The 24071-nt window shown below is 65.8% G+C and carries 20 protein-coding genes; 5 read left to right on the forward strand and 15 right to left on the reverse strand.

Going from position 1 to position 24071, the window contains the following annotated elements:
• Window positions 1-24: 24 nt before the first annotated feature.
• The 8 genes from RBA40_RS13030 to wrbA all read right to left on the reverse strand — a co-directional run bounded on the left by RBA40_RS13030 (window position 25) and on the right by wrbA (window position 9778).
• A complete protein-coding gene (locus RBA40_RS13030; protein WP_306648280.1) occupies window positions 25-1113 on the reverse strand; it encodes a threonine aldolase family protein in 1089 nt (362 codons plus the stop codon).
• Window positions 1114-1384: 271 nt separating this feature from the next.
• On the reverse strand, window positions 1385-3232 hold the full coding sequence (locus tag RBA40_RS13035; protein WP_306648281.1) for an ABC transporter transmembrane domain-containing protein: 1848 nt from the start codon (window positions 3230-3232) through the stop codon (window positions 1385-1387).
• Window positions 3233-3258: 26 nt separating this feature from the next.
• Window positions 3259-4329: a lipocalin-like domain-containing protein gene (locus RBA40_RS13040; RefSeq protein ID WP_306648282.1), complete on the reverse strand. Its 1071-nt coding sequence runs from the start codon at window positions 4327-4329 to the stop codon at window positions 3259-3261.
• Window positions 4326-6866, reverse strand: a complete 2541-nt coding sequence (locus RBA40_RS13045; RefSeq protein WP_306648283.1) for an FtsX-like permease family protein — start codon at window positions 6864-6866, stop codon at window positions 4326-4328. The genes RBA40_RS13040 and RBA40_RS13045 overlap by 4 nt, the downstream gene beginning before the upstream one ends.
• Window positions 6863-7315, reverse strand: a complete 453-nt coding sequence (locus tag RBA40_RS13050) for a DUF4124 domain-containing protein (protein WP_306648284.1) — start codon at window positions 7313-7315, stop codon at window positions 6863-6865. The genes RBA40_RS13045 and RBA40_RS13050 overlap by 4 nt, the downstream gene beginning before the upstream one ends.
• Before the next feature lie 17 nt (window positions 7316-7332).
• Window positions 7333-8766, reverse strand: a complete 1434-nt coding sequence (locus RBA40_RS13055; protein ID WP_374710489.1) for an FAD-binding oxidoreductase — start codon at window positions 8764-8766, stop codon at window positions 7333-7335.
• A complete protein-coding gene (locus tag RBA40_RS13060) occupies window positions 8763-9167 on the reverse strand; it encodes a DUF2069 domain-containing protein (protein WP_099879486.1) in 405 nt (134 codons plus the stop codon). The genes RBA40_RS13055 and RBA40_RS13060 overlap by 4 nt, the downstream gene beginning before the upstream one ends.
• The gene (gene wrbA, locus RBA40_RS13065; protein ID WP_306648286.1) at window positions 9167-9778 is read right to left on the reverse strand and encodes an NAD(P)H:quinone oxidoreductase; all 612 of its coding nucleotides are present in this window, start codon (window positions 9776-9778) and stop codon (window positions 9167-9169) included. Before wrbA ends, RBA40_RS13060 begins: the two co-directional genes overlap by 1 nt.
• A gap of 119 nt (window positions 9779-9897) precedes the next feature.
• Here wrbA and RBA40_RS13070 point away from each other — a divergent pair, with 119 nt between their 5' ends.
• Both RBA40_RS13070 and RBA40_RS33740 read left to right on the forward strand, forming a co-directional pair.
• Complete coding sequence (locus RBA40_RS13070) at window positions 9898-11253, forward strand: YihY family inner membrane protein (protein WP_306648287.1); 1356 nt, start codon at window positions 9898-9900, stop codon at window positions 11251-11253.
• A gap of 8 nt (window positions 11254-11261) precedes the next feature.
• Window positions 11262-11366, forward strand: a complete 105-nt coding sequence (locus RBA40_RS33740) for a hypothetical protein (protein ID WP_510184483.1) — start codon at window positions 11262-11264, stop codon at window positions 11364-11366.
• 241 nt (window positions 11367-11607) lie between these two features.
• Here the strand turns inward: RBA40_RS33740 and RBA40_RS13075 are convergent, their stop codons facing one another.
• Genes RBA40_RS13075 through RBA40_RS13085 form a run of 3 tightly spaced genes read right to left on the reverse strand, consistent with a single transcriptional unit; the run spans window position 11608 to window position 14053 of the window.
• Window positions 11608-11913 (reverse strand): Mpo1-like protein, encoded by a 306-nt coding sequence (locus RBA40_RS13075; RefSeq protein WP_306648288.1) that lies wholly within the window; start codon window positions 11911-11913, stop codon window positions 11608-11610.
• Window positions 11914-11931: 18 nt separating this feature from the next.
• Window positions 11932-12741: an alpha/beta fold hydrolase gene (locus RBA40_RS13080; protein ID WP_306648289.1), complete on the reverse strand. Its 810-nt coding sequence runs from the start codon at window positions 12739-12741 to the stop codon at window positions 11932-11934.
• 1 nt (window position 12742) lies between these two features.
• Window positions 12743-14053 carry an O-acetylhomoserine aminocarboxypropyltransferase gene (locus RBA40_RS13085; protein ID WP_306648290.1) on the reverse strand — a complete coding sequence of 437 codons (1311 nt, stop codon included), beginning with the start codon at window positions 14051-14053 and terminating at the stop codon, window positions 12743-12745.
• Window positions 14054-14274: 221 nt separating this feature from the next.
• Between RBA40_RS13085 and RBA40_RS13090 the strand changes: the two genes are divergently transcribed.
• Window positions 14275-14727: a CBS domain-containing protein gene (locus RBA40_RS13090; RefSeq protein WP_099879471.1), complete on the forward strand. Its 453-nt coding sequence runs from the start codon at window positions 14275-14277 to the stop codon at window positions 14725-14727.
• 1 nt (window position 14728) lies between these two features.
• A complete protein-coding gene (locus tag RBA40_RS13095; RefSeq protein ID WP_306648291.1) occupies window positions 14729-15619 on the forward strand; it encodes a PhzF family protein in 891 nt (296 codons plus the stop codon).
• 4 nt (window positions 15620-15623) lie between these two features.
• On the opposite strand, the gene RBA40_RS13100 is transcribed toward RBA40_RS13095, so the two are convergent.
• Complete coding sequence (locus tag RBA40_RS13100) at window positions 15624-16598, reverse strand: GlxA family transcriptional regulator (RefSeq protein WP_306648292.1); 975 nt, start codon at window positions 16596-16598, stop codon at window positions 15624-15626.
• 121 nt (window positions 16599-16719) lie between these two features.
• On the opposite strand from RBA40_RS13100, the gene RBA40_RS13105 reads away from it, so the two are divergent.
• Entirely contained in the window at window positions 16720-17610 is an 891-nt protein-coding gene (locus RBA40_RS13105; RefSeq protein WP_306648293.1) for an MBL fold metallo-hydrolase, read from the forward strand.
• 45 nt (window positions 17611-17655) lie between these two features.
• On the opposite strand, the gene RBA40_RS13110 is transcribed toward RBA40_RS13105, so the two are convergent.
• From RBA40_RS13110 to RBA40_RS13120, 3 genes are all read right to left on the reverse strand, one after another.
• Window positions 17656-20787, reverse strand: a complete 3132-nt coding sequence (locus tag RBA40_RS13110) for a ligand-binding sensor domain-containing diguanylate cyclase (protein ID WP_306648294.1) — start codon at window positions 20785-20787, stop codon at window positions 17656-17658.
• 336 nt (window positions 20788-21123) lie between these two features.
• Window positions 21124-21624, reverse strand: a complete 501-nt coding sequence (locus RBA40_RS13115; protein ID WP_306648295.1) for a YcxB family protein — start codon at window positions 21622-21624, stop codon at window positions 21124-21126.
• Complete coding sequence (locus RBA40_RS13120; protein WP_306648296.1) at window positions 21621-23885, reverse strand: putative bifunctional diguanylate cyclase/phosphodiesterase; 2265 nt, start codon at window positions 23883-23885, stop codon at window positions 21621-21623. Before RBA40_RS13120 ends, RBA40_RS13115 begins: the two co-directional genes overlap by 4 nt.
• Between the last annotated feature and the right edge of the window lie 186 nt (window positions 23886-24071).

Raw genomic sequence — 24071 nt, forward strand, 5'->3', positions numbered from 1 at the left:
GCTAAAACTCCTGATTATATATGATCACTGGCCAGCCATGCCCCGGGCCAGCAGCTCGATGCTGTCGCGCACGCGCTGGTCGGGCAGGGCGGCCAGGTTTTCGCCCACGTACAGTTCCACGATGCTGGTATCGGCCAGCGCGCCCGGGGCGGCGCGGCCGAACAGCCATACCTGGTGGTCGCGGGCGACGCGGTTGCGGATCTCGATGGCGCGTTCGCGGCTGACCGGCAGGTGCAGATGCAGCATGTTGGCCTGGGGGCGGGCGGGATTGACGCGGATGGCCGGATAATCGCGCAGCACCTCGAACAGCCATTCGGTGCGGCGGAAGTAGTGCGGCATGGCGGCGATGCGCGCATCGAACTGCATCGCGGCCGACACTACGTAGGGCGAGCGGTGGATCACATTGCCGCCCTCGCGCCGGAACCACTCGGCCGCACGCTCGACGAACGAGCGGCTGCCGGCCAGCATGGCGCCACCTAAGCCGCCGATGCCCTTGTACAGCGACACGTAGACCGAATCGAAGCCGGCGGCGATGTCGCGCGGCGTGCGCTTGTAGCCGGCGGCCGCCTCCCACAGGCGGGCGCCATCCATGTGCAGGTGCGCGTTGCGGGTGCGGCAATGGGCCTTGATCGCATCGAGCTGTTCCCAGGTCGGATTCTGGCCGCCGATTTCGCGCATCGGCACTTCCATGGCGACGGCGCCGAGTTTGTCGGGAAGGGCGCGCAGGTCGGCCGCCGTCCAGGGGCGATGGCGTTCGCCCGCCAGCAGCGCGTGGAAGTGGCCGAGCAGCTGGTAGTTCGATTTTTCGTGAATGATGATGTGGGATGTCGGATGCAGCGCGACCAGCGTGCTGGCGCGGTCCTCGCAGGCCAGGCGCAGCGCCGTGACCTGGGCCATGGTGCCGCTGATGCAGAACACGGCCGCCTCGAAGCCGAGCAGGCTGGCGATTTTCTCCTCGAACTGCTCGATCAGCGCGCCGTTGCCGTAGACATCATGGGCGACATGATTATCCTCGCACCACGCGGCCATGGCGCGGAACGTCTCGGCCGGCGTACGCGCCCGATGGCCCGGCAGCACCGTATGGCAGTGTAGAAACAACTCGGCATCCGTCAAAACACTCTCCTTCGGCAACTAATTTCCCAATCGGGGTCAGAGCTCTGACTTGCAACATTGTTACATCTCAGCCGGCGAATCGCGAATCAGGCTGTTATTGCCGCTACGCCGATCATCATCATTCCTCAAGCAGGGGTGGGCCAAGTCCTGTTCATGCAGCCCCAATTGTTGCCTGACTGGATTTTGACACCTGTAGGCAATAAAAGTGTTAAAAGTTTCGAGTCAGAGCTCTGACCCCGGTGTGGGGGAGTGCTCTGACCCGGTTAGGCAATCAGGCCGCTTCGTGGGCGATGTGGATGTTGTGAAACTGCAGGGCGGCGAGGTTGGCGTAAATGCCGCCCAGCGCCACCAGCGAGGCGTGCGTGCCGGTTTCGACGATCCGCCCATCTTCCATGACGATGATGCGGTCGGCCCGCTGCACCGTCGCCAGCCGGTGCGCGATGATGACCGTGGTGCGGCCAACCATCGCCGCTTCCAGCGCGCTTTGTACCAGGCGCTCCGATTCGGCATCGAGTGCGCTCGTCGCTTCGTCCAGCAGCAGCAGCGGCGGGTTTTTCAGCAGCGCGCGCGCAATCGCGATGCGCTGACGCTGCCCGCCCGAGAGCCGCACGCCACGCTCGCCCAGGAACGATTTGTACCCCTGCGGCAGGCGTTCGATGAATTCGTGCGCGGCCGCCATGCGCGCCGCGGCGATCACTTCGGCGTCGGTCGCGCCGGCGCGTCCGTAGCGGATGTTTTCCATAGCGTCGGCCGAGAAGATCACCGTGTCCTGCGGGACGATGCCGATCGCGTCGCGCAGGGTGTGCAGGTCGAGCCGTTTGATGTCGACGCCGTCGAGCGTGATGGTGCCGCTTTGCGGGTCGTAAAAGCGCAGGAACAGCTGGAACAGGGTGGTCTTGCCAGCGCCCGACGGGCCGACCACGGCCACCGTTTCGCCTGGCGCGATCGACAGCGTCAGGTGCCCCAGCGCCGCCGTTTCAGGCCGCGACGGATACGAGAAGGCGACGTCGTTCAGGGCCAGCGCTGCGCCGCTGGCGGTGCGCGCGGGCAGGGCCACCGGTTTGGCCGGGTTCTGGATCGACGATTGTACCGACAGCAGTTCGAGCAGGCGTTCGGTGGCGCCGGCGGCGCGCTGGGCTTCGCCCATCACTTCCGACAGCGCACCGATCGAGCCGGCCACGATCGATGCATACAAGATGAACTGGCCAAGGTCGCCGCCCGTCATCGTCCCCTGCAGGACGGCGTGGGCGCCCAGCCACAGCACGAAAACGATGGTGCCGAACACCAGCACGATGGCGATCAACGTCAGCAGCGCGCGCGCGCGGATGCGCCGCATCGCGGTCTGGAAGGCGCCTTCGACCGACTTGCCGAAGCGCGCCGATTCGATTTTTTCGTGCGTGAAGGCTTGCACCGTCGGCATGGCGTTGAGGATTTCGCCGGCCATGGCGGAGGCGTCGGCGATGCGGTCTTGCGAGTCGCGCGAGAGCTTGCGCACGCGCCGCCCGAACAGCACGATCGGCACCACCACCAGCACCAGCAGCCCGAGGATGATGGCGGAGAGCTTGACGCTGGTCACGAACAGCATCACCAGGCCGCCCACGAACAGCAGCACGTTACGCAGCGCCGTCGAGATGCTGGTGCCGACCACCGCCTGGATCAGGGTAGTGTCGGTGGTGATGCGCGAGAGGACTTCGCCGGTCTGGGTGGTCTCGAAAAATTCGGGACTCTGATCGACCACGTGCTTGTACACGGCGCTGCGGATGTCGGCGGTGACGCGCTCGCCCAGCCACGATACGGTGAGAAAACGCGCGGCGGTGGCCACGGCCAGTACCGCCGCCACGCCGAACAGGGCGAGGAAGGTGGCGTCGACATGGCGGATGCTTTTCGGTCCGGCCGAGGCGCCGAAGCCCAGGTCGATCATCTGCTTGAAGGCGGCCGGAATCGCCAAGGTGGCGCAGGCGGCGACCACCAGCGCCACGCCGGCCATCAGGAATTGGCGGCGGTATGGGCGCAGGAACGGGAACAGGCCTTTGAATGCGGCGAGACTTCCCTTGCGGTTCGCGTCGGACGCGGTGCTACTCGTTGAGCTGCTGGTGTTGCTGGTGGAGCTGTTGGTCATCGTGTCAGTGCTTCAGTGTTCGTTTTTTAAAGTTTCATCGCGCGGTCGTAACCGGTCATTTCAAGGTACCCCTGGCCGGCTTGCGCCCCATCGCGCTTGACCGTCACCGCGCCTTCCCAGTACACGGCGCCGGTCGAGCGCCGCGAGTCGAGCTCCTGGTCTTGCTGCAGCGGGGTGATCTGCCAGTGCGTGGCGCCCGTCGTTATTCTCGTCGCCACCGGGTAGACGGCATTCGTGCGCGGTGACGTCCAAGTAGCCTGCGGCGTAAACATCACGTCGTCGGGGGCGTATTGCGTCACTTTGCCGGCCGCGTCGCGCACGGTCGCGTGCGCCCATAGTTTACCACCTTGTTTGCTGCGGATCTGGAAAGCCATCAGCGCCGAGCCGTCGGCAAGATTGGCGCCGACCCAATCCCAGCCCTGGGTGTCGGGAGGCAGCGCCTCGGTGGACCATTCGTGATCGAGCCAGGCAGTCCCTTCGACCGTGCGCGCGGCGCCGCCGCCGGCAGCGGCCGTGCCGCGTACCTTGAGCTGCGGTTCGGTGTAGTAGTAGCTCGCGTACTGGCTTTGCGCGCTTTTGCGCGAGTAGCCGTTCTGGCCCTGCAGCAGCACCGGCTGGGTCGGCGCCAGGGTCAGGTTCAGGTTCAGATGCGGCGAGGCGATGCTCACCTGGTAGGTGCCGTCGGCCCCGCGCACCATGCGCCAGTCGTCCAGTTTCAGGTCGGTGGTGCCGGTTTTGGCGTGCGCCAGGCCGAAGCCTTCGCGCACGGTGCGCTGGTCGTGCACCAGTTTGCCAAGCGCCGGGTCGGACAGCGCGGCGTGGCCGATCACCAGCTGCTTGGGCGCGAACGCGCTCGGATTGGCGCGGTCATGGTCGGTGGCGCGCCGAAAGAAGGTGACCTGGAAGCCCAGCGGCTTGCCGTCGGCGGTCTTGAGCCAGCCCGTGACGTACCACCATTCGGTACGGTAGTCCGGATGGGCGCCGTAATCAAGCGGGAATGTCAGCGCGCGTCCGGGCGTCACCGCGCCGAATACCGGCGCGGCCGCCTGGCAGATGTGCGCCGCCGCCAGCAGCAGCGCGAAAATGAATCGTTTCACCAGTCCTCCCTGACTGCTCGAATAGGTCCGCCCGACAGGACGAAGCGCCCCGACACCAGCGCCGTCACCACCGACGCCGCCAGCAGCACGGCCGCCACGGCGCCCACCAAGGTCCAGGGCACGTGCAGCTGCATCGACCAGTGGAACGATTGCGGATTGACGACGTAGACCAGGATCACGCTGATGATGAAGCCGAGCGCGAAACCGCAGGCCACGCCCAGCGCGGTCAGTGCGCCACCCTCCAGGGCGAGAATGCGCAGCACCTGCCCGCGCGTGACGCCCACGTGGCGCAGCATGCCGAATTCCTTGGCGCGCGCCAGCGTCTGGGCCGAGAAGGTGGCGGCCACGCCGGCCAGGCCGATGGCGATGGCGATCGCTTCGAGCACGTAGGTGACGGCGAAGCTGCGGTCGAAGATGGTCATGCTGAGCGCGCGGATGTCGCCCGGCTTGGCGAAATCGAGCGTGCGCCCGAAGGGCAGGGCGCGGATCTGCTGTTCCAGCCGGTCGGCCGTGATGCCTTTGGCGACCCACATGGCGGCATCGTTGACTTCCTGGTCGCCGGTCAGGGCGCGGTAGTCGGACAGGCGCATCTGCACCGAGCCGGCCTGGGTGGCGTAGTCGCGCCACACCCCGGCCACGAAAAAGTCGCGCAGCCGGCCGGCGAGCGGCATGCGCAGCGTGCCGCCGGCCTTGACGCCATACAGGTCGACCACCGCTTCGGACACCCAGACCGGCACCGCGCCGTTCGGCACCGGAATGGTTGCGCCGCGGATCAGGATCGTGCGCGACGGGTCGGCGGCGTCGATGGTGCGCGCCATGAGGAGCACGTCGGGCCGCGCCGGGTCGAGCGAAATCTGGCGCGAACGCAAAAAGTCGATGCGCGCGGCGCCCGGCAAGGCGGTCAGCGCCCTTTGCTCGGGCGGACCCAGGCCGCCGGCGCTGCCGCCGCTGGTGATACGTACATACAGGTCGGCCGGCAGCAGCTGCACCAGCCAGTCGTCGAGCGAGACGCGAAAGCTCGACACCATGATCGCCATCGCCACCATCAGGCTGAAACTGGACAGCACGCCGCCCAGCGCAATGGCGGCCTGGCCGGAGGCGTTGGCCAGGCGCGCCATGGTCAGCGCCAGCACCGGGTGGCGCACGTTGCGCCGCATCGCCACGCGGTTGACCAGGCCGAAAAGGGAGGCGGCCAGGCGCGGCATCAGGCCGATCCCGCCGATCAGCAGCAGGGCGATGGCGGCGTAGCCGAACAGCGGCAGCTCGAATACGGGCGGCGCAAAGGCCAGCGCGCCGGCCAGCACGATGCACAGCACCGATGGCCACACGCGCGCCAGGCGTGCCAGCGCGACTTCGTCGGTGCCCGATTTGAGGGCCACGGCGGGCGCCGCGCGCGAGGCTTCCCAGGCCGGGGCCAGGCAGCCGAGCAAGGCCACGCCCAGGCCCAGGGTGAAGAACACCACGGCCGCCACCGGCGTGAACTGCACCGCCGGACGCGCGCCGGTAAAGTAGCCGGCTCCCAGGTCGCCGCCGAAAAAGTGCAGCGCGGTGGCGGCCAGCGCGTAGCCGGCGCCGATGCCGGCAAGCGCGCCGACCACGCCCAGGCTGGCGCCTTCGAGCAGTACCTGGCGCAGCAACTGGCCGCGTTCGACGCCGAGCACGCGCAGCAGCGCGAACTGGCTGCGGCGCCGGATCACCGACAGCGCCTGGGTCGAAAACACGAGGAAGGCGCCGGTGAACAGCGCCACCAGCGCCAGCACGGTGAGGTTGACGCGGTAGGCGCGGCTCATGCCCTGGTTGCGGCTTTCGGCATCGTCGTCATTGGGTTGGCCGACGTTGAAGCGGCCGGGGAATTCGCGTTCGAGTTCGCGCGCCAGGTCGCCCTGAAAACCGGCGCGGTCGACGCCGTCGCGCAGGCGCAGGTCGATGCGCGACAGCGTGCCGACCTTGTCGAAGCGCCACTGGGCCGCGCCGATGTCCATCACGCCGATGCGCTGGCCGGGCCGCGCCTCTTGCAGGCCGCCGGCCACGCGCAGGGTGAAGTCGCGCGTGCCCGAGCGCAGCTGCACGGTGCCGCCGCGCTGCGTCTTGAGCCAGCTCATTGCCGCCGGCGACAGGAACACGGCGTCGTCGGCCATCATGTCGACCATGTTGTCGCCGTCGGTGGCGCCGAGCAGGCCCGGCGAGACGAAACCGGCGCGAAAGGCGTCCAGGCCAATGATCTTCAGGCTGCCCTGCGCGCCGGGCACGCCGGCGTTCAGGGTCAGGACGGGCGAGGCCACCGCCACCGAAGCATGCTGGGCCAAGCGCGGATAAATCGCTTCATCGAAGCCGCCCTCGCGCGCCGATACCTGGATGTCGGCCTGGCCCGACAGGCTCTTGACGGCCGCCGAAAATTCATTGAAGGCCGAGGCGTTGATCAGGTGGATGGCAAAGCCCATCGCCACGCCGACGGCAATCGCCGCCACCGCGAGCAGGGCCCGCACCGGGTGCGCGCGCCATTCGCCCAGAAGCAGCCAGCGTGAGAGTGTCTTCATCGGCGGCACGCGGCATCGACCGCGCGCGCCATGTGCAAGGCACGCTGGTCGCGCTGGGCTTTGCCCATGCCGCCGGCCTTGGCGGCTTCGGCGGCCAGGCGCTGTTGTTCCTTCGACTGTTGCTGCTGCATGCCGGCGCACTTCGCTTGCCGCACGGCGGCCGCCTGCCAGGCGCGCGCGTCCGATCGGGCCGCCTGCGCCTGCCTGGCGTCGTGCGTGGCGCGTTCCTTCTGCAGGCGGGCCAGCATGTCCTTCTGGCGCTGCAGTTCCTTCGCCGCGTTGGGATCGGCCGCAGGCGCGGGCGCCGCGCCCAGCTGCGTGGCGCTGCCGTTGGCGCAGGGCTGGTCGCCGTAGCTGACCTTGCCGCCGGTCGTGCATTTATAGATGGGGCCGGCATGGGCGGCGCCGCTCAGGGCGCACAGCGCCAGGATGTGCATGGGATGTAACATGATTGTTCGCTCCGGATTCACAGGATTTTTCCAGGGTTCATAATGCCGAGCGGGTCGAGCGCCGCTTTGATGGCACGCATCATGTTCAGTTCCACATCCGTCTTATATCGCTTGAGCTCGTCTCGTTTGAGGGCGCCAATGCCATGCTCGGCCGAAATCGAGCCGGCGTACGAGGCTACGCTGTCGTGCACGATGCGGTTGATCGCGTCCTGGTGCGCCAGGAAGTCCTCGTGCGCGGTGCCGGGCGGCGGCGCCACGTTGTAGTGCAGGTTGCCGTCGCCCACATGGCCGAAGCAGACCAGCTGGCACCCGGGATAGGCCGCCAGCACCCTGGCGTCGGTGCTGTCGATGAAGTCGGCGATGCACGAGACCGGCAGGGCGATGTCATGCTTGATGTTCTTGCCGGCCGCCGCCTGCGCCAGCGGAGTGTGTTCGCGCAGCTGCCACAGGGCCAGCGACTGGGCCACCGAGGTAGCCACCACGGCGTCGTCGGCGATATCCTGGGCGATGGCGTCGGCAATGGTTTCTTCCAGCAGGCCGACGGCGTGTTCTTCCGATTCGCTGCTCGACAGTTCCAGCAGCACGTACTGGGCGTGGCGCGTGACGAAGGGCTGCGTCAGGCTGGGGAAGTGGGTGCCGACCAGGCGCAGGCAAAAGTCCGACATCAGCTCGAAGCCGGTCAGGCTGGCGCCGCAGCGGTCCTGGGCCAGGCTCAGGAGCTCGAGCGCCTGGCGCGGCGCCGCAATGGCGACCAGGGCCGTGATCGATGCCTTCGGTTGCGGGAACAGGCGCAGCACGGCGCCGGTGATCACGCCCAAGGTGCCTTCGGCGCCGATGAACAGGTCGCGCAAGTCGTAGCCGGTGTTGTCCTTGCGCAGGGCGCGCAGGCCGTTCCACAGTTCGCCCTGGGCGGTGACCACTTCCAGGCCCAGGCACAGTTCGCGCGTGTTGCCGTAGCGCAGCACTGCGGTGCCGCCGGCATTGGTCGACAGGTTGCCGCCGATGCTGCAGCTGCCTTCGGCCGCGAGCGAGAGGGGAAACAGGCAGCCGACGGCCGCGGCCGCTTCCTGGATGGTTTGCAGGATGCAGCCGGCGTCGACCGTGATGGTGCGGTTGACCGGGTCGAGCGCGCGCACCCGGTTCAGGCGCGCCAGCGACAGCACCACGGCGCTGCCGCTGGCGTCGGGCACGCTGCCCAGCACCAGGCCGGTTTTACCGCCCTGCGGCACCAGCGGCACGCGGTGCGCGGCGCAGGCTTGCACCAGCTGCGCCACCTGGCCAGGGTCGGCCGGACGCAGCACCGCCAGCGCGCGTCCGGTGAAGCGCCCGCGCCAGTCGGTGAGGAAGGGCGCCATGTCGGCGTCGCTGGTGAGCACGTGGGCCGGGCCGGCAATGGCGCGGCAGCGCTCCAGGAAGCCGGTGCCGGAGTCGGGGTGATTCAAGGCAGTCACTTCGTCGATTTGGTCGAGTTCACCTTGTCGAGCAACTCCTTGGCCATCTTTTTCGCCGCTTTCTTGTACGGACGCAGGTACAGCAGCGCGCAGGCGAAATAGACGAACACAAGCACGATTTCGCCCATCGCCATCATGCGCGATACGGGCAGCTTGTCGCTCCAGGCGCGCACCACGCCCTCGGTGAAGTAGAGCAGGATCACCATCGACGACCATTGCAGGGTGTAAATGTCGCGCTTGATCACGCCGCCCAGGGGAATGAGCAGGGGCAGGACCTTGAGCGCCAGGATCCAGCTGCCGGGGCGCAGGGGCGCAACCACGATTTCCCAGGCCAGCAGCCAGGCGATCAGCACCACCAGGCTGGCGATGGCGCCGATGTGAAAGTACTTGGGCGCTTGCATCAGGAAACTCCGTGCAGGCGGGCGGCGGTTTGCGCCAGGCGGCGGCCCATGGCGATGGCGAGGCGTTTTTCATCCTCGCTGACCGGCTTGTTGCCGTCGACGCCGGCCCAGTGCGTCGGGCCGTAGGGCGTGCCGCCGCTGGTGGTGGTCATCAGTTCCGGGTTGCTGTAAGGGAGGCCCATGATCATCATGCCATGGTGCAGCAGCGGGATCATCATCGACAGCAGGGTCGATTCCTGGCCGCCGTGCAGGCTGCCGGTGGAGGTGAACACGACCGCCGGCTTGCCCGACAGGGTGCCGGCCAGCCACTCGGCGGCCGTACCGTCGAGGAAATATTTAAGGCTTGACGCCATGTTGCCGAAACGCGTAGGCGAGCCGAGCGCCAGACCGGCGCACTCGGCCAGGTCCTGGGCTTCCACATAGGGGGCGCCGGCCGGCGGAATGGCCGGTTCGGTGGCCTCGGTCACGGTGGAGACGGCGGGCACGGTGCGCAGGCGCGCATCGACTCCGGGGACGCTCTCGATACCCTGGGCAATGAGTTCGGCCAGCTTGCGCGTGGCGCCATGGCGCGAGTAGTACAAAACGAGAATAATCGGATTGGTTTGGTTCATCGTTGGTATTATAGGGCGCTTTACAGGGTTACATCGGCGCTGCCGGCGCGTTTTTCACGCGTTTTTCACGATACATGCTTTCAAAAACAGTCCATTCGATTTCCCGATCCACCAGCGAAATGATCAATAGCAGCGTCGATATGGTGCGTGGCCTGACCTGGAGCGAAGCGCGCGACCTGCTTCGCTTCGCGCGGCGCCGCCTCAACGAAGAAAAATTGCCCCAGGTGGCAGGCAGCCTCACGTTCACCACCACGCTCGCGCTGGTACCGCTCTTGACCATCGTGCTGGCCATTTTCACGACCTTTCCCGTCTTTAGTAATTTCCGGGTGGCACTGGAAGCGTATTTCGCCCAGACCCTGATGCCCAGGGCCATCGCCAACACCATCACCGGCAACCTGACCCAGTTCGCCAGCAAGGCCAAGAGCCTGTCGGCGGTTGGCGCGATCGCGCTGGTGCTCACGTCGGCGGCCATGATGAACATGATCGAGCGCGCCTTCAACCAGATCTGGCGCGTGCGCGAAGTCCGTCCGCTGGCCCAGCGCGTGACGATTTACTGGGCGCTGGTGACGCTCGGACCGCTGCTGTTCGGGCTGTCGCTGACGGCGACTTCGCAACTGTTCATGGCCACCAGCGCGCTGACCAGCAATCTGCCGTTTTTGAGTACCCTGTTTTACACGGCGGCGTCGATCGGGCTGACCACCGGCGCCTACACGCTGCTCTACATGACGGTACCGAACCGCTTCGTCGACTGGCGCGACGCGGTCTGGGGCGGTCTGGTGGCGGCGGTCGCCTTCGAAGTCGCCAAGCGTCTGTTCGCCATGTTCGTCAGCCAGTTTCCCACCTACGCGATCATTTACGGCGCGCTGGCGGCGCTGCCGCTGTTTTTGGTGTGGATTTACCTGTCGTGGATGATCACCCTGGTCGGCGCCTTGCTGACCGCGGCGCTGCCGATCGTCAAGTACGAACGCTGGTGGTATGAGCCGGTGCCCGGCGGCGCGTTCGTCGATGCCATGGCGATCCTCAAGGTGCTGTACGGCCGCGCCCAGGTGAGCGATACGGCGCTGGTGTCTTCCGCCGCGATTCGCGCGCATACGCGCATCGGCTACGATGAAATGACCACCTTGCTCGAACAGATGCTGGCCGTGGGCTGGGTCGGGCGGGTGCAGGCGAATGTGACGACGCGCTCGCGCTGGGGCAAGCGCGCCATCGAAAGCGCCGAGAACTGGGTCTTGCTGGTCAATGTGGACAAGCTGCGCCTGGCCGACGTGTACCGTTTGTTCGTGTTCGGGCGCACCGCGATCGAGGCGGCCGTGGCTATCGACCTCGACAGGGACACCGAGCTCGACAGGAACTCGCCGATGACGCTCGACGGCAGCGCGCTGGCGCGCCAGGTCGAGTGCGCGGTCGAGGATGGGTTGAACCAGACCCTGGCGCAGCATTTTGCGGCGCCGCTGGCGCCTGCGGCGCGTGCCTGACAGGCGGGATGTATTCCTGTCTGTCCAGATTTCGCGCTGCGCAGGGAGTAATCGCCTGGCTTGAGACGTGGGGGGGCGAAGCAGAGCTTCCCGCGCCGGAGTGTCACAAGTGAGGATGATTGCTGATGCGAAAGCGCTCCATCGTAGCGATCCTCAGGCCCATCCAGGTGCTAAGCGAGTAGCCGGGAATCGGACGTCCGATACCGCACATGCCGGAGAGTTACTATGAGTTGCTTATATCCTTCGGCAATACCGGCTACATCGCTTGCTATCGTCACAATCAAGGTGAGGTCACAATTTTGTCGGTGAGGCATCAAAAGGAAACTCAGCAATAAAGCGGCCATATATGGGCTCCTACCAGCTCAGCTTCCCGGTCAGCATCTGCCAGTACATCACCCAGTCGCCCATGAACGAATACAGCGGCCGCGAGAACGAGGCCGGCCGGTTCTTTTCATAGAAAAAATGCCCGATCCAGGCGCCGCCGTAGCCCGACACCAGCGCCGCCACGATCCACCACGGATTCATGCTGTCCACATACTGCACCAGCGCCGCCAGCGCCGACGAGCTGCCAAGAAAATGCGCCCGCCGGCACAGCACGGTCGCGTGCTGCGTCAGGTAGTAAGGATAAAACTCGGCAAAGCTGGCGTGGCGGGTCGACATGCGGCTCTCCTGGCGGATTTACGCGGGCGTGGTGGCGAACCCGAACAGCGCGTCCAGCACCGCGTCGGGCTGCTCGGCCATCAGCTGGTGGCCGGCATCCACGTTGACAATTTTGCCATGGGCGATCGCTCCCGTCAGCAGTTTTGTCGAGCGCGGCGGCGTCATCATGTCCTTGCTGCCGAAGATGAACAGGGTCGGGCAGCGCACCGTTTCCGCCGCGGCCAGGCCGTTGGCGTAGGCGTTGCAGGCGTAAAAATCGGTGTAGAACAACTGGTCCGGATTGATGGCCGACATGCGCTGCATCAGCCGCCGCGCGCCGCCCATGGTGTAAAACCCCGGTCCGGGACAGGACGGTTTTTGCGCCAGCGACGAATGCGAGAAGATGTTCACCATGTCGATCGCGGCCTGCTCCTTGTTTTTGGCCGTGTCCAGCAGCGCGTCCGACACCTTCATCGGGTAGGTAGTGCCGAGCAGGGCCAGATGGCTGACCCGCCCGGGCGCCTGGAACGCAGCTTCCAGCGCGATCAGGGAGCCCATGCTGTGGCCCGCCAGCACGGCGCGTTCGACGCCGACGGCATCGAGCACCGCCAGCAGCCAGGCCGCCATTTCTTCCACGCTGTGCAGGGCCGCGCCCTTGCTGCGACCGTGGCCGGGCAGGTCCGCCGCCAGCACGTTGAACCCGTGGTGCGCGAAATAGCGCGACTGCAGGGCCCACACCGAATGGTCGTTCTGGGCGCCGTGGATGAACACGATGGTCGGCTGGGCCGGATTAAAGACCTTGCCGCCGGTGTAGCAGTAGGCGTCGAAGCCGGGAAGGGTGCAGATCATGTCAGGCTCCCTTCTGCGACAGTTTCAGGCCGCGCGCCAGGTCTTCGATCAGGTCGTCCACGTCTTCCAGGCCGATCGACAGGCGCATCGTGCCTTCCTTGATGCCGGATGCGGCCAGTTGTTCGGTCGGCACGCGGAAGTGGGTGGTGGAGGCGGGGTGAATCACCAGCGACTTGGCGTCGCCCACGTTGGCCAGGTGCGAGAAGATCTTGAGCGCGTCGACAAAACGCCGGCCGGCGGCGCGGTCGCCTTTCAGGCTGAACGAGAACACCGCGCCGCAGCCCTTGGGCAGCAGGCGCTTGGCCAGTGCGTAATCGGGATGCGATTCCAGTTCCGGATACGACACCGACTCCACCGCGGGATTGGACAGCAGGAATTCGACCACCTTGCGCGTGTTGGCCACGTGGCGGTCCATGCGCAGGCTGAGCGTCTCGATCCCCTGCAGCACGGCGAACGCGTTGTGGGGGCTCATCACCGCGCCGAAATCGCGCAAGCCCTCGCGCCGCGCGCGCAGCGAAAACGGCGCCACGGTCGACTCTTCGGCAAATACCATGCCGTGAAAGCCTTCGTACGGCTCGCACAATTCGGCGAAACGCCCGGTCTTGTCGTAGGCGCTCTGCCAGTCGAAGGTGCCGCCGTCGACCAGCAGGCCGCCGATGGCGGTGCCGTGCCCGCACAGGAACTTGGTGGCCGAGTGGAACACCAGGTCGGCGCCATGGTCGAACGGGCGCAGCAGGTAAGGCGTGGTGAAGGTCGAATCCATCATCAGCGGCAGATGCTGGTCGTGCGCGATGGCCGAGACGGTGGCGATGTCGAGCACGTCCAGCCCCGGATTGCCCAGCGTTTCGGCGAACAGCACCTTGGTGTTGGGACGGATCGCGGCGCGCCAGGCGTCGGCGTCGCGCGGGTCGACAAACGTGGTCTCGATGCCGAAGCGCTTGAGCGTGTAGGCCAGCAGGTTCTGCGAGCCGCCGTACAGCGCGCGCGAGGCGACGATGTGCGAGCCGGCGCCGGCGATCGTCACCAGCCCCAGATGCATGGCGGCCTGGCCGCTGGCGGTGGCGATGCCGGCCACGCCGCCTTCGAGCGCGGCGATGCGCTCTTCGAGCACCGCGTTGGTCGGGTTCGAGATACGCGAATACACATGGCCGGCGCGTTCCATATTGAACAGCGACGCCGCGTGGTCCGAGTCCTTGAACGCGAACGAGGACGTGAAATAGACGGGAGTGGCGCGCGCGCCGGTGGCCGGGTCGGGCGCAGCGCCGGCGTGCAGCGACAGGGTGTCGAAGCCGGGATATTGAGGTCCGCTCATGGTGGGCTCATCAGTTAGAAAAAGGATGGGCCGAATCGTAGCACGCATGCCTTGCACAAAAGCGTGGTTTGCTCGCTAAAATAGTGCAAATGCCAATCGGGCGCTTTCGGCGGTGTCCTGATTATTCGCAATGCTGGATTTTTTGCCAAGCTTACGCTACAGTCGGAGCTAGGGCTTATAAAAGACACCTACTTATAACCTCACCAGAGAAGGCGGCCACCATGAAAGTCTCAGAAATCCTTCAAGTGAAGGGCAACATCCTGTACACCGCAACGCCCGAGATGCTGCTCGTGGACGCCGTCAACACCATGGCTGAAAAGGACATCGGTTCGCTGGTGGTCATGGAGTTCGGCGATCTGGTCGGCATGCTGACCTTCCGCGAAGTGATCAAGGTGCTGCACAAGAACAACGGCGCGGTCGGCGCGGGCACGGTGCGCAAGCACATGGACGATCATCCGATCACCGTCACCCCCGACACCGAGGTCAATGAAGTGCGCCGCATGATGCTCGAAAAGCACGCGCGCTACCTGCCGGTGATGAACGCGAAAACCCTGCTCGGCGTCATTTCGTTCTACGACGTCGCGCGCGCGGTGCTGGAAGCGCAGAGCTTCGAGAACCGCATGCTCAAGGCCTACATCCGCGACTGGCCGGCCGAAGCGGTCCAGGAAGACTGATTTGAACGTGCCCCGGGGCGTGGCGCGCCGCTTCAAGCAGGTGGATGTTTTCACCAGCGTCGCGTTCAAGGGCAATCCACTGGCCGTCGTGCTCGATGCCGACGGCCTGTCCGACGCCGATATGCAAGCCATGGCGCGCTGGACCAACCTGTCCGAAACCACGTTCGTGCTCACGCCGCGCGACGCGCAGGCCGATTACCGCGTCCGCATTTTCTCTCCCGATACCGAGTTTCCCTTCGCCGGCCATCCGACGCTGGGCACGGCGCACGCCTTGCTCGAAGCGGGCCTGGTGCCGCGCCGCGCCGGCACGCTGGTGCAGGAGTGCGGCGTGGGGCTGGTGCCGATCGAACTTGGCGCCGCCGGCATGCTGGCGTTCCGCTCGCCCGCGGCCAGCCTGGTGCCGCTCGCACTGCAGCACCTGCCATTGCTGGCGCGGGTGCTACCAGGGACCACAGTTGACGCCGAATGCACGCCGCTGATCGCCACGATGGGCATTGCGTGGCTGGTGGTGCGTTTGGCGAGCGCGCAAGCGTGCCTCGATGCGCGCGTCGACGGCGCCGCGCTGCAGGAACTGACGCGCCTGGGCGTGACCGGCGTGGCGCTCTACGGCCCGCATGACGCCGACGGGCCGGCCGATTACGAAGTCAGGGCGCTGTTTACCAAGCACGGCGCGCTGGTCGAAGATCCGGTCACCGGCAGCGCCAATGCCTGCATCGCACGCGTGCTGCAGGCGCAGGGTTTTCCCGATGGCGGCGAAACGAGCAGCGCCTACAGCGCGCGCCAGGGCGCCAGCGTGGCGTGCGACGGCCGCATCGCGGTCAGGTACGTCGATGGCGAGCCGTGGATCGGTGGCCGCTCGCGCACCGTGATCGATGGGACGGTGCGCGTTTAAGTACTCAGCCCGGCTCTGCCGCCGTTTTCTGTCCGAAGGTCCTGCGCCAATCCCTCGGGCTGACTTGAAAACGCTTCTTGAAGTGTTGCCGCAGTGAGATAGCCGTCTGAAACCCCGCAAGATCGGAGATTTTCTCGACTGACAGCGACGTCGTCTCCAGCAGGTCGCGACTTCGCTGCAAGCGTTCGTTCACCAGCCAGTCGACCAGCGTCATGCCGGTGGCCTTGCTGAAGTGACGCGTGAAGGTGCGCCGGCTCATCGACGTTCGTGCCGCCAGTTGATCAATACTATGCGACTGGCCGAGGTGTTCGCGCAAATAATCGAGAAGACGATTGACTTGCGCATCCTGGGTCGATACCGCCATGGGTTGCTCGATGAACTGCGCTTGCCCACCCTCCCGGTGGGGCGGGATCACCATGGTCCTGGCGACTTTATTGGCTGTTTTAGGACCGTAATATTCGCGCACGATATACAGGCAACAGTCGAGCCCGGCGCCCGTGCCTGCGGAGGTGATCAGCCTGTCCTCGTCGACATACAGGGCATTCATGTCAAGCTGCACGCGCGGAAAACGGGCGCTGAAATCCTTCTCTGCCATCCAATGCGTCGAGGCGCGTTTGCCGTCGAGCAACCCAGCATAAGCGAGCGCATACGCACCGTAGCAAAGTCCGACCACATGGGCGCCTCGCGCATGGGCGCGCGCCATTGCCGCAACCAGATCCGGTTCCGGATGCGCGTTCAAGTCGTCCCAGCCGGGCACCACCAGGATATCGGCCGCTTCCGTCAGCTCCAGTCCGCCATCCGGATGCAGAGTCAGTGCGCGTTCGGCGGTTAACGGCCGGGCGCCCGCCGAGACGATCTTCAGGTCGAACAGACGTCCTTCAGGCAACTCCGCGTTGAATACCAGATAAGGCACGGCGAAGTGGAACGGGCTGAAGTTGGGATAGGCGATCAGGGCGACGACGGGCGTTTTGGTGGTCATGATGAGCAGAAGGGAAGAGGGTGGCCCGAAAGTGCCGATAAATGGCTTGTGGGTCAATTTTATAGGGAAGGCGATGCGTCCACAATACTCCTTCCGAACACCACATCCATGGAGCAGCAAAATGCAACGAGTAAAAACCCTAGTGATCGCCCTCGCTTTGACCCTTGGCACGGCAATCGTACCGGCCCACGCAGCCGCCGGCGGCGCCTCGGCGGCGGCCACGCAAATGGTGCAGGTGCAGCAAATCCGTAACGCCACCGCAAAGATCAGCTATGCAGGCAAGACTTTCCTGGTCGACCCGTTCCTGGCAAAGAAGGGCACCTACCCCGGCTTCGCGGGAACGTTCAACAGCCAGCTGCGCAACCCGCTGGTCGACCTGCCGATCCCGGTGCAAGCGATCATGAAGGGCGTCGACGCGGTGATTGTCAGTCATACTCACCTCGACCATTGGGACGGCGGCGCTCACCAGTTCATTCCTAAAACGATGCCTCTGTTCGTACAGCATGAAGCCGATGCGAAACTGATTCGTGGACAGGGCTTCACCGATGTCCGCATCCTTGGAGATGACACCGTGTTCGAAGGCGTGCGGTTGACCAGGACCGGCGGCAAGCACGGAACCAGCGAGATGTACGCCAAGGCACCGATCGCCGAAGCCCTCGGCGAGGCGATGGGGATTGTCTTCCAGGCGCCTGGGGCGAAAACACTTTACGTCGTCGGTGACACCGTATGGCGTGCCGAGGTTGACCAGACGCTGGAAAAATTCAAGCCCGAGATCATCATCCTCAATGCCGGCGACGCCCGCATGGTCGGCTACAGCGGGTCCATCATCATGGGCAAGGACGATGTGCTTCACGCCTACCAGCTCATGCCGAACGCGACCATTATTGCCACGCATATGGATGCCATCAACCACATGACGCTGAGCCGGAAAGAACTCAGGGAACATGTCAAGCAACACGGTATCGGGGACCGCGTGCGCATTCCGGCCGATGGCGACATCCTGAAATTCTGAACGCCGCATCGGCTCGCGTCGCCGCCGACCAGGCGATCACCTTGCTCACGCCGGGTCGTTCGACTCCGCCAGCGCCGCGTGCGCGGGCGTGAGCTGGTCGCTCGAACTGATCAGGGTGGCACGGCCGGTGTCGAGCATCGCCTGCGCGCCCAGGTGCAGCTTTTCGATCAGCTCCTGGTTGTCGGCATCGGGCTTGGGCCGCAGTGCGCTCCAGCCGTTGCGGCCATTCGCCTTGACCCAGTACAGCGCGGCGTCGGCCAGTTCCACCAGGTGTTCCCAGCTGACGCCCTTGCTGTCGTCCAGATACAGGCCGCTCTCGGCCAGCCCCACCGAACAGCTCAGCGACACCTCGATGCCGTCGCCCAGGTCGAAGACGTGGTTGGCGACCGCGCGCCGGATACGCTCGCCCAGCACCGGCACGAACTGGCGCGTGCTGGGCCGGCACACCAGCAGGAATTCTTCGCCGCCCCAGCGCACGATATAGTCGCCCACCCGCACCTGGGCGCGCAGCACGTCCGAGACCTGCTGCAGCACGCGGTCGCCCGCGCGGTGGCCATAGGTGTCGTTGATGCGCTTGAAGTGGTCGATGTCGACCAGCGCGAACAGCAGCGTGTTGTCGCTCGATCCGGTGCGCTTGTTTTCGCGCTCGTAGAACGCCAGGTCGGCCGGGATCTGGTTGCTCAGGTAGCGCCGGTTGTGCAGCCCCGTGAGCGGGTCGGTCTGGCTGGCCAGTTCGAGCGCGCGGTTGGCCACGTGCAGCTGCTCGGTGCGTTCGGCCACCTGCTGCTCCAGTGCCGCGCGCTGCTTTTCATGGGAATGGCGCTGCAGGCGAAAGCCCCCGTACACGGTGCCGCCCAAGCAGGCCAGCAGCAGGCCGTAAAACCAGCTGGTCTCGTAGAAATGCGGCGCGATGATGAAGTCCAGGCGCGCCGGCAGCTTGTTCCAGACGTCGGCGTTGTTGCTGGCCTTGACCTCGAACGTATAGGAGCCGGGCGGCAGGTTGGTGTAGTTGACCGAGCGCGGCGCGCCCGCCTGCAGCTCGCGCCAGTCCTTGTCGTAGCCGTGCAGGCGGTAGCGCAGCACCACGCTGGCCGGGTCCTGGAAGCTCAGGGCGGTGAATTCGAATGCCAGGTCACGCGCATCTTCGCGCATGCGCAGGGCGCCGCCCTGGCCCTGGCGGACGTCGCGCCAGGTATCGAGCACGCGCACGCGTTCGATCACCGCCGTCGGCGCCGTCATGTTCTTGGTCATGCCCATGGTGTCGAGCGTGACCACGCCATCGCGGCTGGGCAGCCACAGCGTGCCCGCCGGGTCCATGAAGCCCTTGGAATTGCCGGCGCCGTTGCAGCAGAATCCCTGTTCGCCGCTGCGCCGGTCGCCGCGCTCGTTCAGGAGCATTTCGGCGAAGACGGTTTTGCTCTGGCCGTTCTGAACCCGGCGCATCTCGGCCAGCGGGGCGCGCAGGATGCCGCGCAGGCCGGCCGACCACAGATACCCGGCCGCATCCTCCGTGAGGAAGAACGGCGCGTTCGGCGGAAAACCCTCGGCGTTGCCGAACTTGTGCCAGCGGCGCCCGTTGAACAGGTAGATTTCCTCTGTCAGCGTGCCGAGCACCAGCGCGCCGTCTTTCAGCTCGGTGATGGCGGTAATGTCCATCCCGGACCGCAAGCCGCTCTCCAGGCCAATCTGCACCATGCGCTCCGCGCGCAGTTCGTACAAGCCATCCTGGGTGGCGACCAGCATGCGCCCGTCCTTGAGTTCGCGCATCTGGCGCGCACGCACGTCGCGCAGGCCCTCGTCCTTGCCGTATTTGGTCAGCGTGGTGCCGGCCAGCCGGAACACGCCCTCGCTGGTCGGAAACCAGAGCGCGCCGGCGCGGTCGCGCACGATGCCGTTGATCTGCGCCGCGGCCATGGGCGCGAACAGGGCGGGCGTCTCGACTTTTCCGTCGCGCCACAGCGCCAGCCCGCGCCGCGTGCCGATCCAGACGCGGTCGGCGTCGGCCAGCAGGTTGTAGGCATGCGGATGCGGCAGCTGGCTGCCCGACAGCACATGGCGGAAGCGCCCCTCGCTGAACACGCTCAAGCCGTCGCTGGTGCCGACCCAGGTGCGCCCGTCCGGCGCGCGCGCCAGCGACCAGACGATCGGTTCGGTCAAGCCTTCCGCCGCGGCCAGGCGCCGGGTCGAGCCGTTCCACAGGCGTACCAGGCCCTGCCACTGGCTGCCCAGCCACAGGTTGCGCTCGCGGTCTTCAAAGGCGGCCAGAACGCCCTTGAAGGCGGCCGGGTTCTTGTCGGGAATGACTTCGGTGGTCTTGCCATTGCGGATGCGCGCCATGCCGGCGTTGCTGGCCACCCACAAATTGCGGTCGCTGTCCTGGTACAGCATGGTGGTCGGCGAGTCTTGCAGGATGGGCTCGGTGCCCGCCGCTTCCAGCACGCCGCCGTTGCGGGCAAACAGGCCGACGCTGGTGCCGGCCCAGATTTTGCCTTGCGCCTCGGCCAGCCGCGTGACCACGCCATGGCGCAGGCCGGCCGGCAGCGCAATCAGTTCGGTGTGTTTGCCTTTGCTGTGGAACATGCCGCCGGTGCCGCCGATCCAGATGCCGTCCGCGCTCTTGAGCAGGGCGGTGGCCGGTGCCGGGCTGCCGGAACGATGCACCAGCTTGCCGCCCTCGTAGTCGAACACGCCACTGGTGGTGGCCACCACCAGCCGGCCCTGGTCTTCGGCCACGGCGTGGATGTCGAGCATGGGGAACTGGGCCGTATCGGCCGCGGGGATGATGCGGAACATGCCGTTTTCGTAGACGGTCAGGCCCTTGTAGGTGCCGATCCAGACGCGCCCGGCGCTGTCGGCCATCAGGCTGCGGATCCACACGCCGGCCAGGCCCGGCTGGTTTTCGGGCGAATAGGTGGTGAAGCGCACGCCGTCGAAGCGCGCCAGGCCGTTCTGGGTTGCAACCCAGATATAGCCCTGCTGATCCTGGGTGACGGCTTGCACGCTGATCTGCGGTAAGCCGTTCTGGATCGACCAGCTGGTGCGCACGAAATGGTGGAGGGCTTTGTCGGGATCGAGCGCCACGGCCTGTCCGCTCAGGACCAGACAGGCCAGCCAGAGCAATGCGCAGCAGCGCCAGGCGCGCCGCGCAAGGCTTGGGCAGCACCGCGTCGTGTCCATCCTTATGCATTCATCCAAGTTGGCGCCCCATCCATTGCAAAGCATGGGGTCGATATTACGTGAACGCAGGCGCGCACGGTGCGATTACGGTTCGGGGAAGAGACGCTGTTGCCTACGTGCAACGATTGCTTGCTGCTAGGATACTTCGGGCCGGTTGCCGTCGTTGTCTCCCAGTTTAGTCGCCCTCGTGCTGCCACTGTGGCCCACAGCGTCGCCGGCACCTCCACCGTCGCCCCCGCGCAGGCGGGGGGCCAAGTTCGTGCCGAACCCGGTGGCTTATCTAATTACTTGGGCCCCGCCTGCGCGGGGGCGAGGGTGGGTGGAAGGGGCGAAACGTCAAGCCGCCGTTTTCAGCGCGCCGGCCCGCTGCCAGAACGCCTGGAACGCCTCGCCGCTACTGAATGCGCGGCGCGGCAGCAGGAAAACGCCGTTCCCCTCCAGCCGGAACAGGATATATCCCCCCAGCCGGCCCACCGAGGCAATCGCCGCCCATGGCCGCATGCTGTCCTGGTTGCCCGCGCGCCGCTCCAGCCCGGCGTCGGTCAGCGCATAGTGGTGACGCCCCAGCATGGGGTTGCCGGCATCGAGCTTGAGCAGCATGGTCGCGATATTGATCGTCAGGGCAGACAGCCCCCCGCCCAGGGCGCCCCCGAGCGCGGCCACCGCCGCCACGCCCAGCGAGTACAGATTGTCCGGCGTGCGCGTCACCAGCACCAGCACGAAGATCGCCAGTGCCAGCCCGCCCATGAAAATCCAGTTGCCCTTCAGGCGCGGTATCATCGCCAGCGACACCAGGAACACGTCGCGTTTGGTGATATCGACCGTCACCTGCATCATGCGGAGCCGGGCAGGGCTTCGTCGCTGTTGAGCCACTCGTACAGCGCCGTGGTGGCCATCGGACGCGCGAACAGGAAGCCCTGCGCCAGCGGGCAGCCGAGCGACTGCAATATCTCGGCCTGGCGTTCATCCTCGACCCCTTCGGCGATCACCGACAGCCCCAGGTTGCGCCCGAGCTGGATAACCATTTCGGCAATGCTGCTGCCGCGCGCCGAATTGGTGATTTCGGTGACGAATGCGCGGTCGATCTTGAGCCGGTCCACCTGCAGCCGCTGCAAATACGAGAGCGACGAAAAACCGGTACCGAAGTCGTCGATCGCGATCGACACGCCGGTGTGCTTGATCTGGGCCAGCATCTTGATCAAGAGGTCCGGCTCTTCCATCGCCATCGATTCGGTGATTTCGAGTTCGACGAATTCCGGCGGCGCCCCGGTTTCTTCCAGCGCGGAGCGCAGCATGTCCAGAAAATACGGGTGGCGGAACTGCACCTGCGAGACGTTGATCGACATGGTGAACTGGCGGTGCCCGGCGTCGCGCAGGCGCACCAGTTCGTGGCAGGCGCTGCGCAGCACCCACTCGCCGATGTCGATGATCAGGCCCGAATATTCGGCGATGGGAATGAAGCGGTCCGGCGAAATATAGGTGCCGTCGGCGGTCTGCCAGCGCAGCAGCGCTTCGGCGCCCACCGGGCAGCGCCCCACCAGGTCTATCTGCGGCTGGTAGACGAGGAACAGCTCGCCCTTGGCGAAGCCGGTGCGCAGCGCGTGCATCATGCGCACGCGTTCGCGGATTTCCACGCCCATGCTGCGCGAAAAATAGAAGTGCCCGGCGCGCTGCTGGCTCTTGGCGCGCTTGAGGGCGATGTCGGCATCCTTGAGCGCATCGGCGCCGCTGCCGTCGTGTTCCGACAGCCGCACCAGGCCCAGGGTGGCCGACAGCTGCACATCCTGGCCATCGATCGAGAAGGGCGTTTCGAACAGCTCGAGGATCCGCACCGGATTGACCGCTTCGGCATCGCCCAGCACGGAGAAAATATCGCCGCCGATGCGCGCCACGGTGAGCTGCTGGCCGAGGCGCTGCTGCAGGCGGGTGGCCACGGCGACGAGCAGCATGTCGCCGAACTGGTGTCCCAGCGCGTCGTTGGTTTCGGCGAAGTGGTCGAGGTCGACCAGCGACAGGGTGGCGTCGTTGCGCGCCGGCCCGGCAATGGTGGCGTCGAGGATTTCGACCAGGCGCGTGCGGTTGGGCAGCTTGGACAGCTGGTCGTAGAACGCCGCATTGTGCAGATGCGTCACCAGTTCGACGTTATCGAGCCCCACGGCGACATTGCTGCAGAAGACTTCGAGCAGGCGCTGGTCGATCTCGCCGAGCGCACGGCCCGGCGCCAGGTAGGCGACGAAATCGCGGCTCGATTTCCCGGCGAAGAACAGGGTGACGGTGCCTGGCTCGTAGATGTTGCGGCGCTGGGCCAGGGTGCGCTCCATGGCCGTGGCGACCGTGGCGTCCTCCAGCGCGGTCAGCTTGCCGGCGCCAAGCCGGCGGTAGGCGCCGGCGGTGGCGATGATGTGCAGTTCGCGGCAGCGCCCGTCGGGGCACTCCTGCACGCACAGCACGCCGTTCGGCTCCACGTCCAGGATATCGGCGATCTGGGCCAGCACCCCGGCGGCGAAGTTCTGCACCCCGTGCAAAGCCATCAGCTCGGTGCTGGCGCGCACCACCAGGTCCAGGCCGCGCCGGTTGGCGCTGATCGCGCGGATTTGTTCGTACGAGCGGATGGCCGCCGTCACCGTCGTAAACAGCTTGATGCGGGTCAGTTCGGACTTGGTCTTGTAGTCGTTGATGTCGAAATCGCGGATGGCGTCGATCTCGGGCGCGTAGCCCGGCTGCCCGGTGCGCAGGATGATGCGCACGTCGGCCAGCTTGAGCGTTTCGCGGATGTAGCGCACCAGGTGCAGGCCGGCGTCGTCCTGTTCCATCACCACGTCGAGCAGGATGACGGCGATGTCGTGTTCGTGCTTGAGCATTTCGCGCGCCTGGCCGGCCGAGTAGGCGTGCACGAATTCGAGCGGACGCTGTTGCATGTCCAGGTTGCCGAGGGCGAAGGTGGTGGTCGAGTGCACGTCTTCGTCATCGTCGATGATCATCACGCGCCAAACGCCGTTCGCACCCCCGGCTACCGGCGCTGCGGAATGTTCCTCCAAAAATACCAGGTCGTCGTGGTCGTCCTCAAGGTCGTCCAAGGGCGTGCTCGATGGGGGCATGTGTCGCTTCTCCAGGCGTTTCTCGGTAATGACGCGTCGCCAGTATACGTCCAATTGTTACAGTAACGCATATCCACGCGGACAGGGCGACACAGGTTGCGGAACAAGCACTGCTTTCCAACAGGATGCCACGAATTCGGCTGACTGTATCTATTAACGATAAGAAAAAGAAATTGCACAACGCAG

This window comes from Massilia pseudoviolaceinigra, assembly GCF_030846505.1.
Lineage (GTDB): Bacteria > Pseudomonadota > Gammaproteobacteria > Burkholderiales > Burkholderiaceae_D > Telluria_A > Telluria_A violaceinigra.

Coding starts and splice junctions, on each gene's coding strand:
- RBA40_RS13035 (WP_306648281.1), bottom strand. CDS start 3,232: ATGACCAACAGCTCCACCAGCAACACCAGCAGCTCAACGAGTAGCACC.
- RBA40_RS13045 (WP_306648283.1), bottom strand. CDS start 6,866: ATGAAGACACTCTCACGCTGGCTGCTTCTGGGCGAATGGCGCGCGCAC.
- RBA40_RS13050 (WP_306648284.1), bottom strand. CDS start 7,315: ATGTTACATCCCATGCACATCCTGGCGCTGTGCGCCCTGAGCGGCGCC.
- RBA40_RS13060 (WP_099879486.1), bottom strand. CDS start 9,167: ATGCAAGCGCCCAAGTACTTTCACATCGGCGCCATCGCCAGCCTGGTG.
- wrbA (WP_306648286.1), bottom strand. CDS start 9,778: ATGAACCAAACCAATCCGATTATTCTCGTTTTGTACTACTCGCGCCAT.
- RBA40_RS13070 (WP_306648287.1), top strand. CDS start 9,898: ATGATCAATAGCAGCGTCGATATGGTGCGTGGCCTGACCTGGAGCGAA.
- RBA40_RS33740 (WP_510184483.1), top strand. CDS start 11,262: ATGTATTCCTGTCTGTCCAGATTTCGCGCTGCGCAGGGAGTAATCGCC.
- RBA40_RS13075 (WP_306648288.1), bottom strand. CDS start 11,913: ATGTCGACCCGCCACGCCAGCTTTGCCGAGTTTTATCCTTACTACCTG.
- RBA40_RS13080 (WP_306648289.1), bottom strand. CDS start 12,741: ATGATCTGCACCCTTCCCGGCTTCGACGCCTACTGCTACACCGGCGGC.
- RBA40_RS13085 (WP_306648290.1), bottom strand. CDS start 14,053: ATGAGCGGACCTCAATATCCCGGCTTCGACACCCTGTCGCTGCACGCC.
- RBA40_RS13090 (WP_099879471.1), top strand. CDS start 14,275: ATGAAAGTCTCAGAAATCCTTCAAGTGAAGGGCAACATCCTGTACACC.
- RBA40_RS13100 (WP_306648292.1), bottom strand. CDS start 16,598: ATGACCACCAAAACGCCCGTCGTCGCCCTGATCGCCTATCCCAACTTC.
- RBA40_RS13105 (WP_306648293.1), top strand. CDS start 16,720: ATGCAACGAGTAAAAACCCTAGTGATCGCCCTCGCTTTGACCCTTGGC.
- RBA40_RS13110 (WP_306648294.1), bottom strand. CDS start 20,787: ATGGACACGACGCGGTGCTGCCCAAGCCTTGCGCGGCGCGCCTGGCGC.
- RBA40_RS13115 (WP_306648295.1), bottom strand. CDS start 21,624: ATGATGCAGGTGACGGTCGATATCACCAAACGCGACGTGTTCCTGGTG.
- RBA40_RS13120 (WP_306648296.1), bottom strand. CDS start 23,885: ATGCCCCCATCGAGCACGCCCTTGGACGACCTTGAGGACGACCACGAC.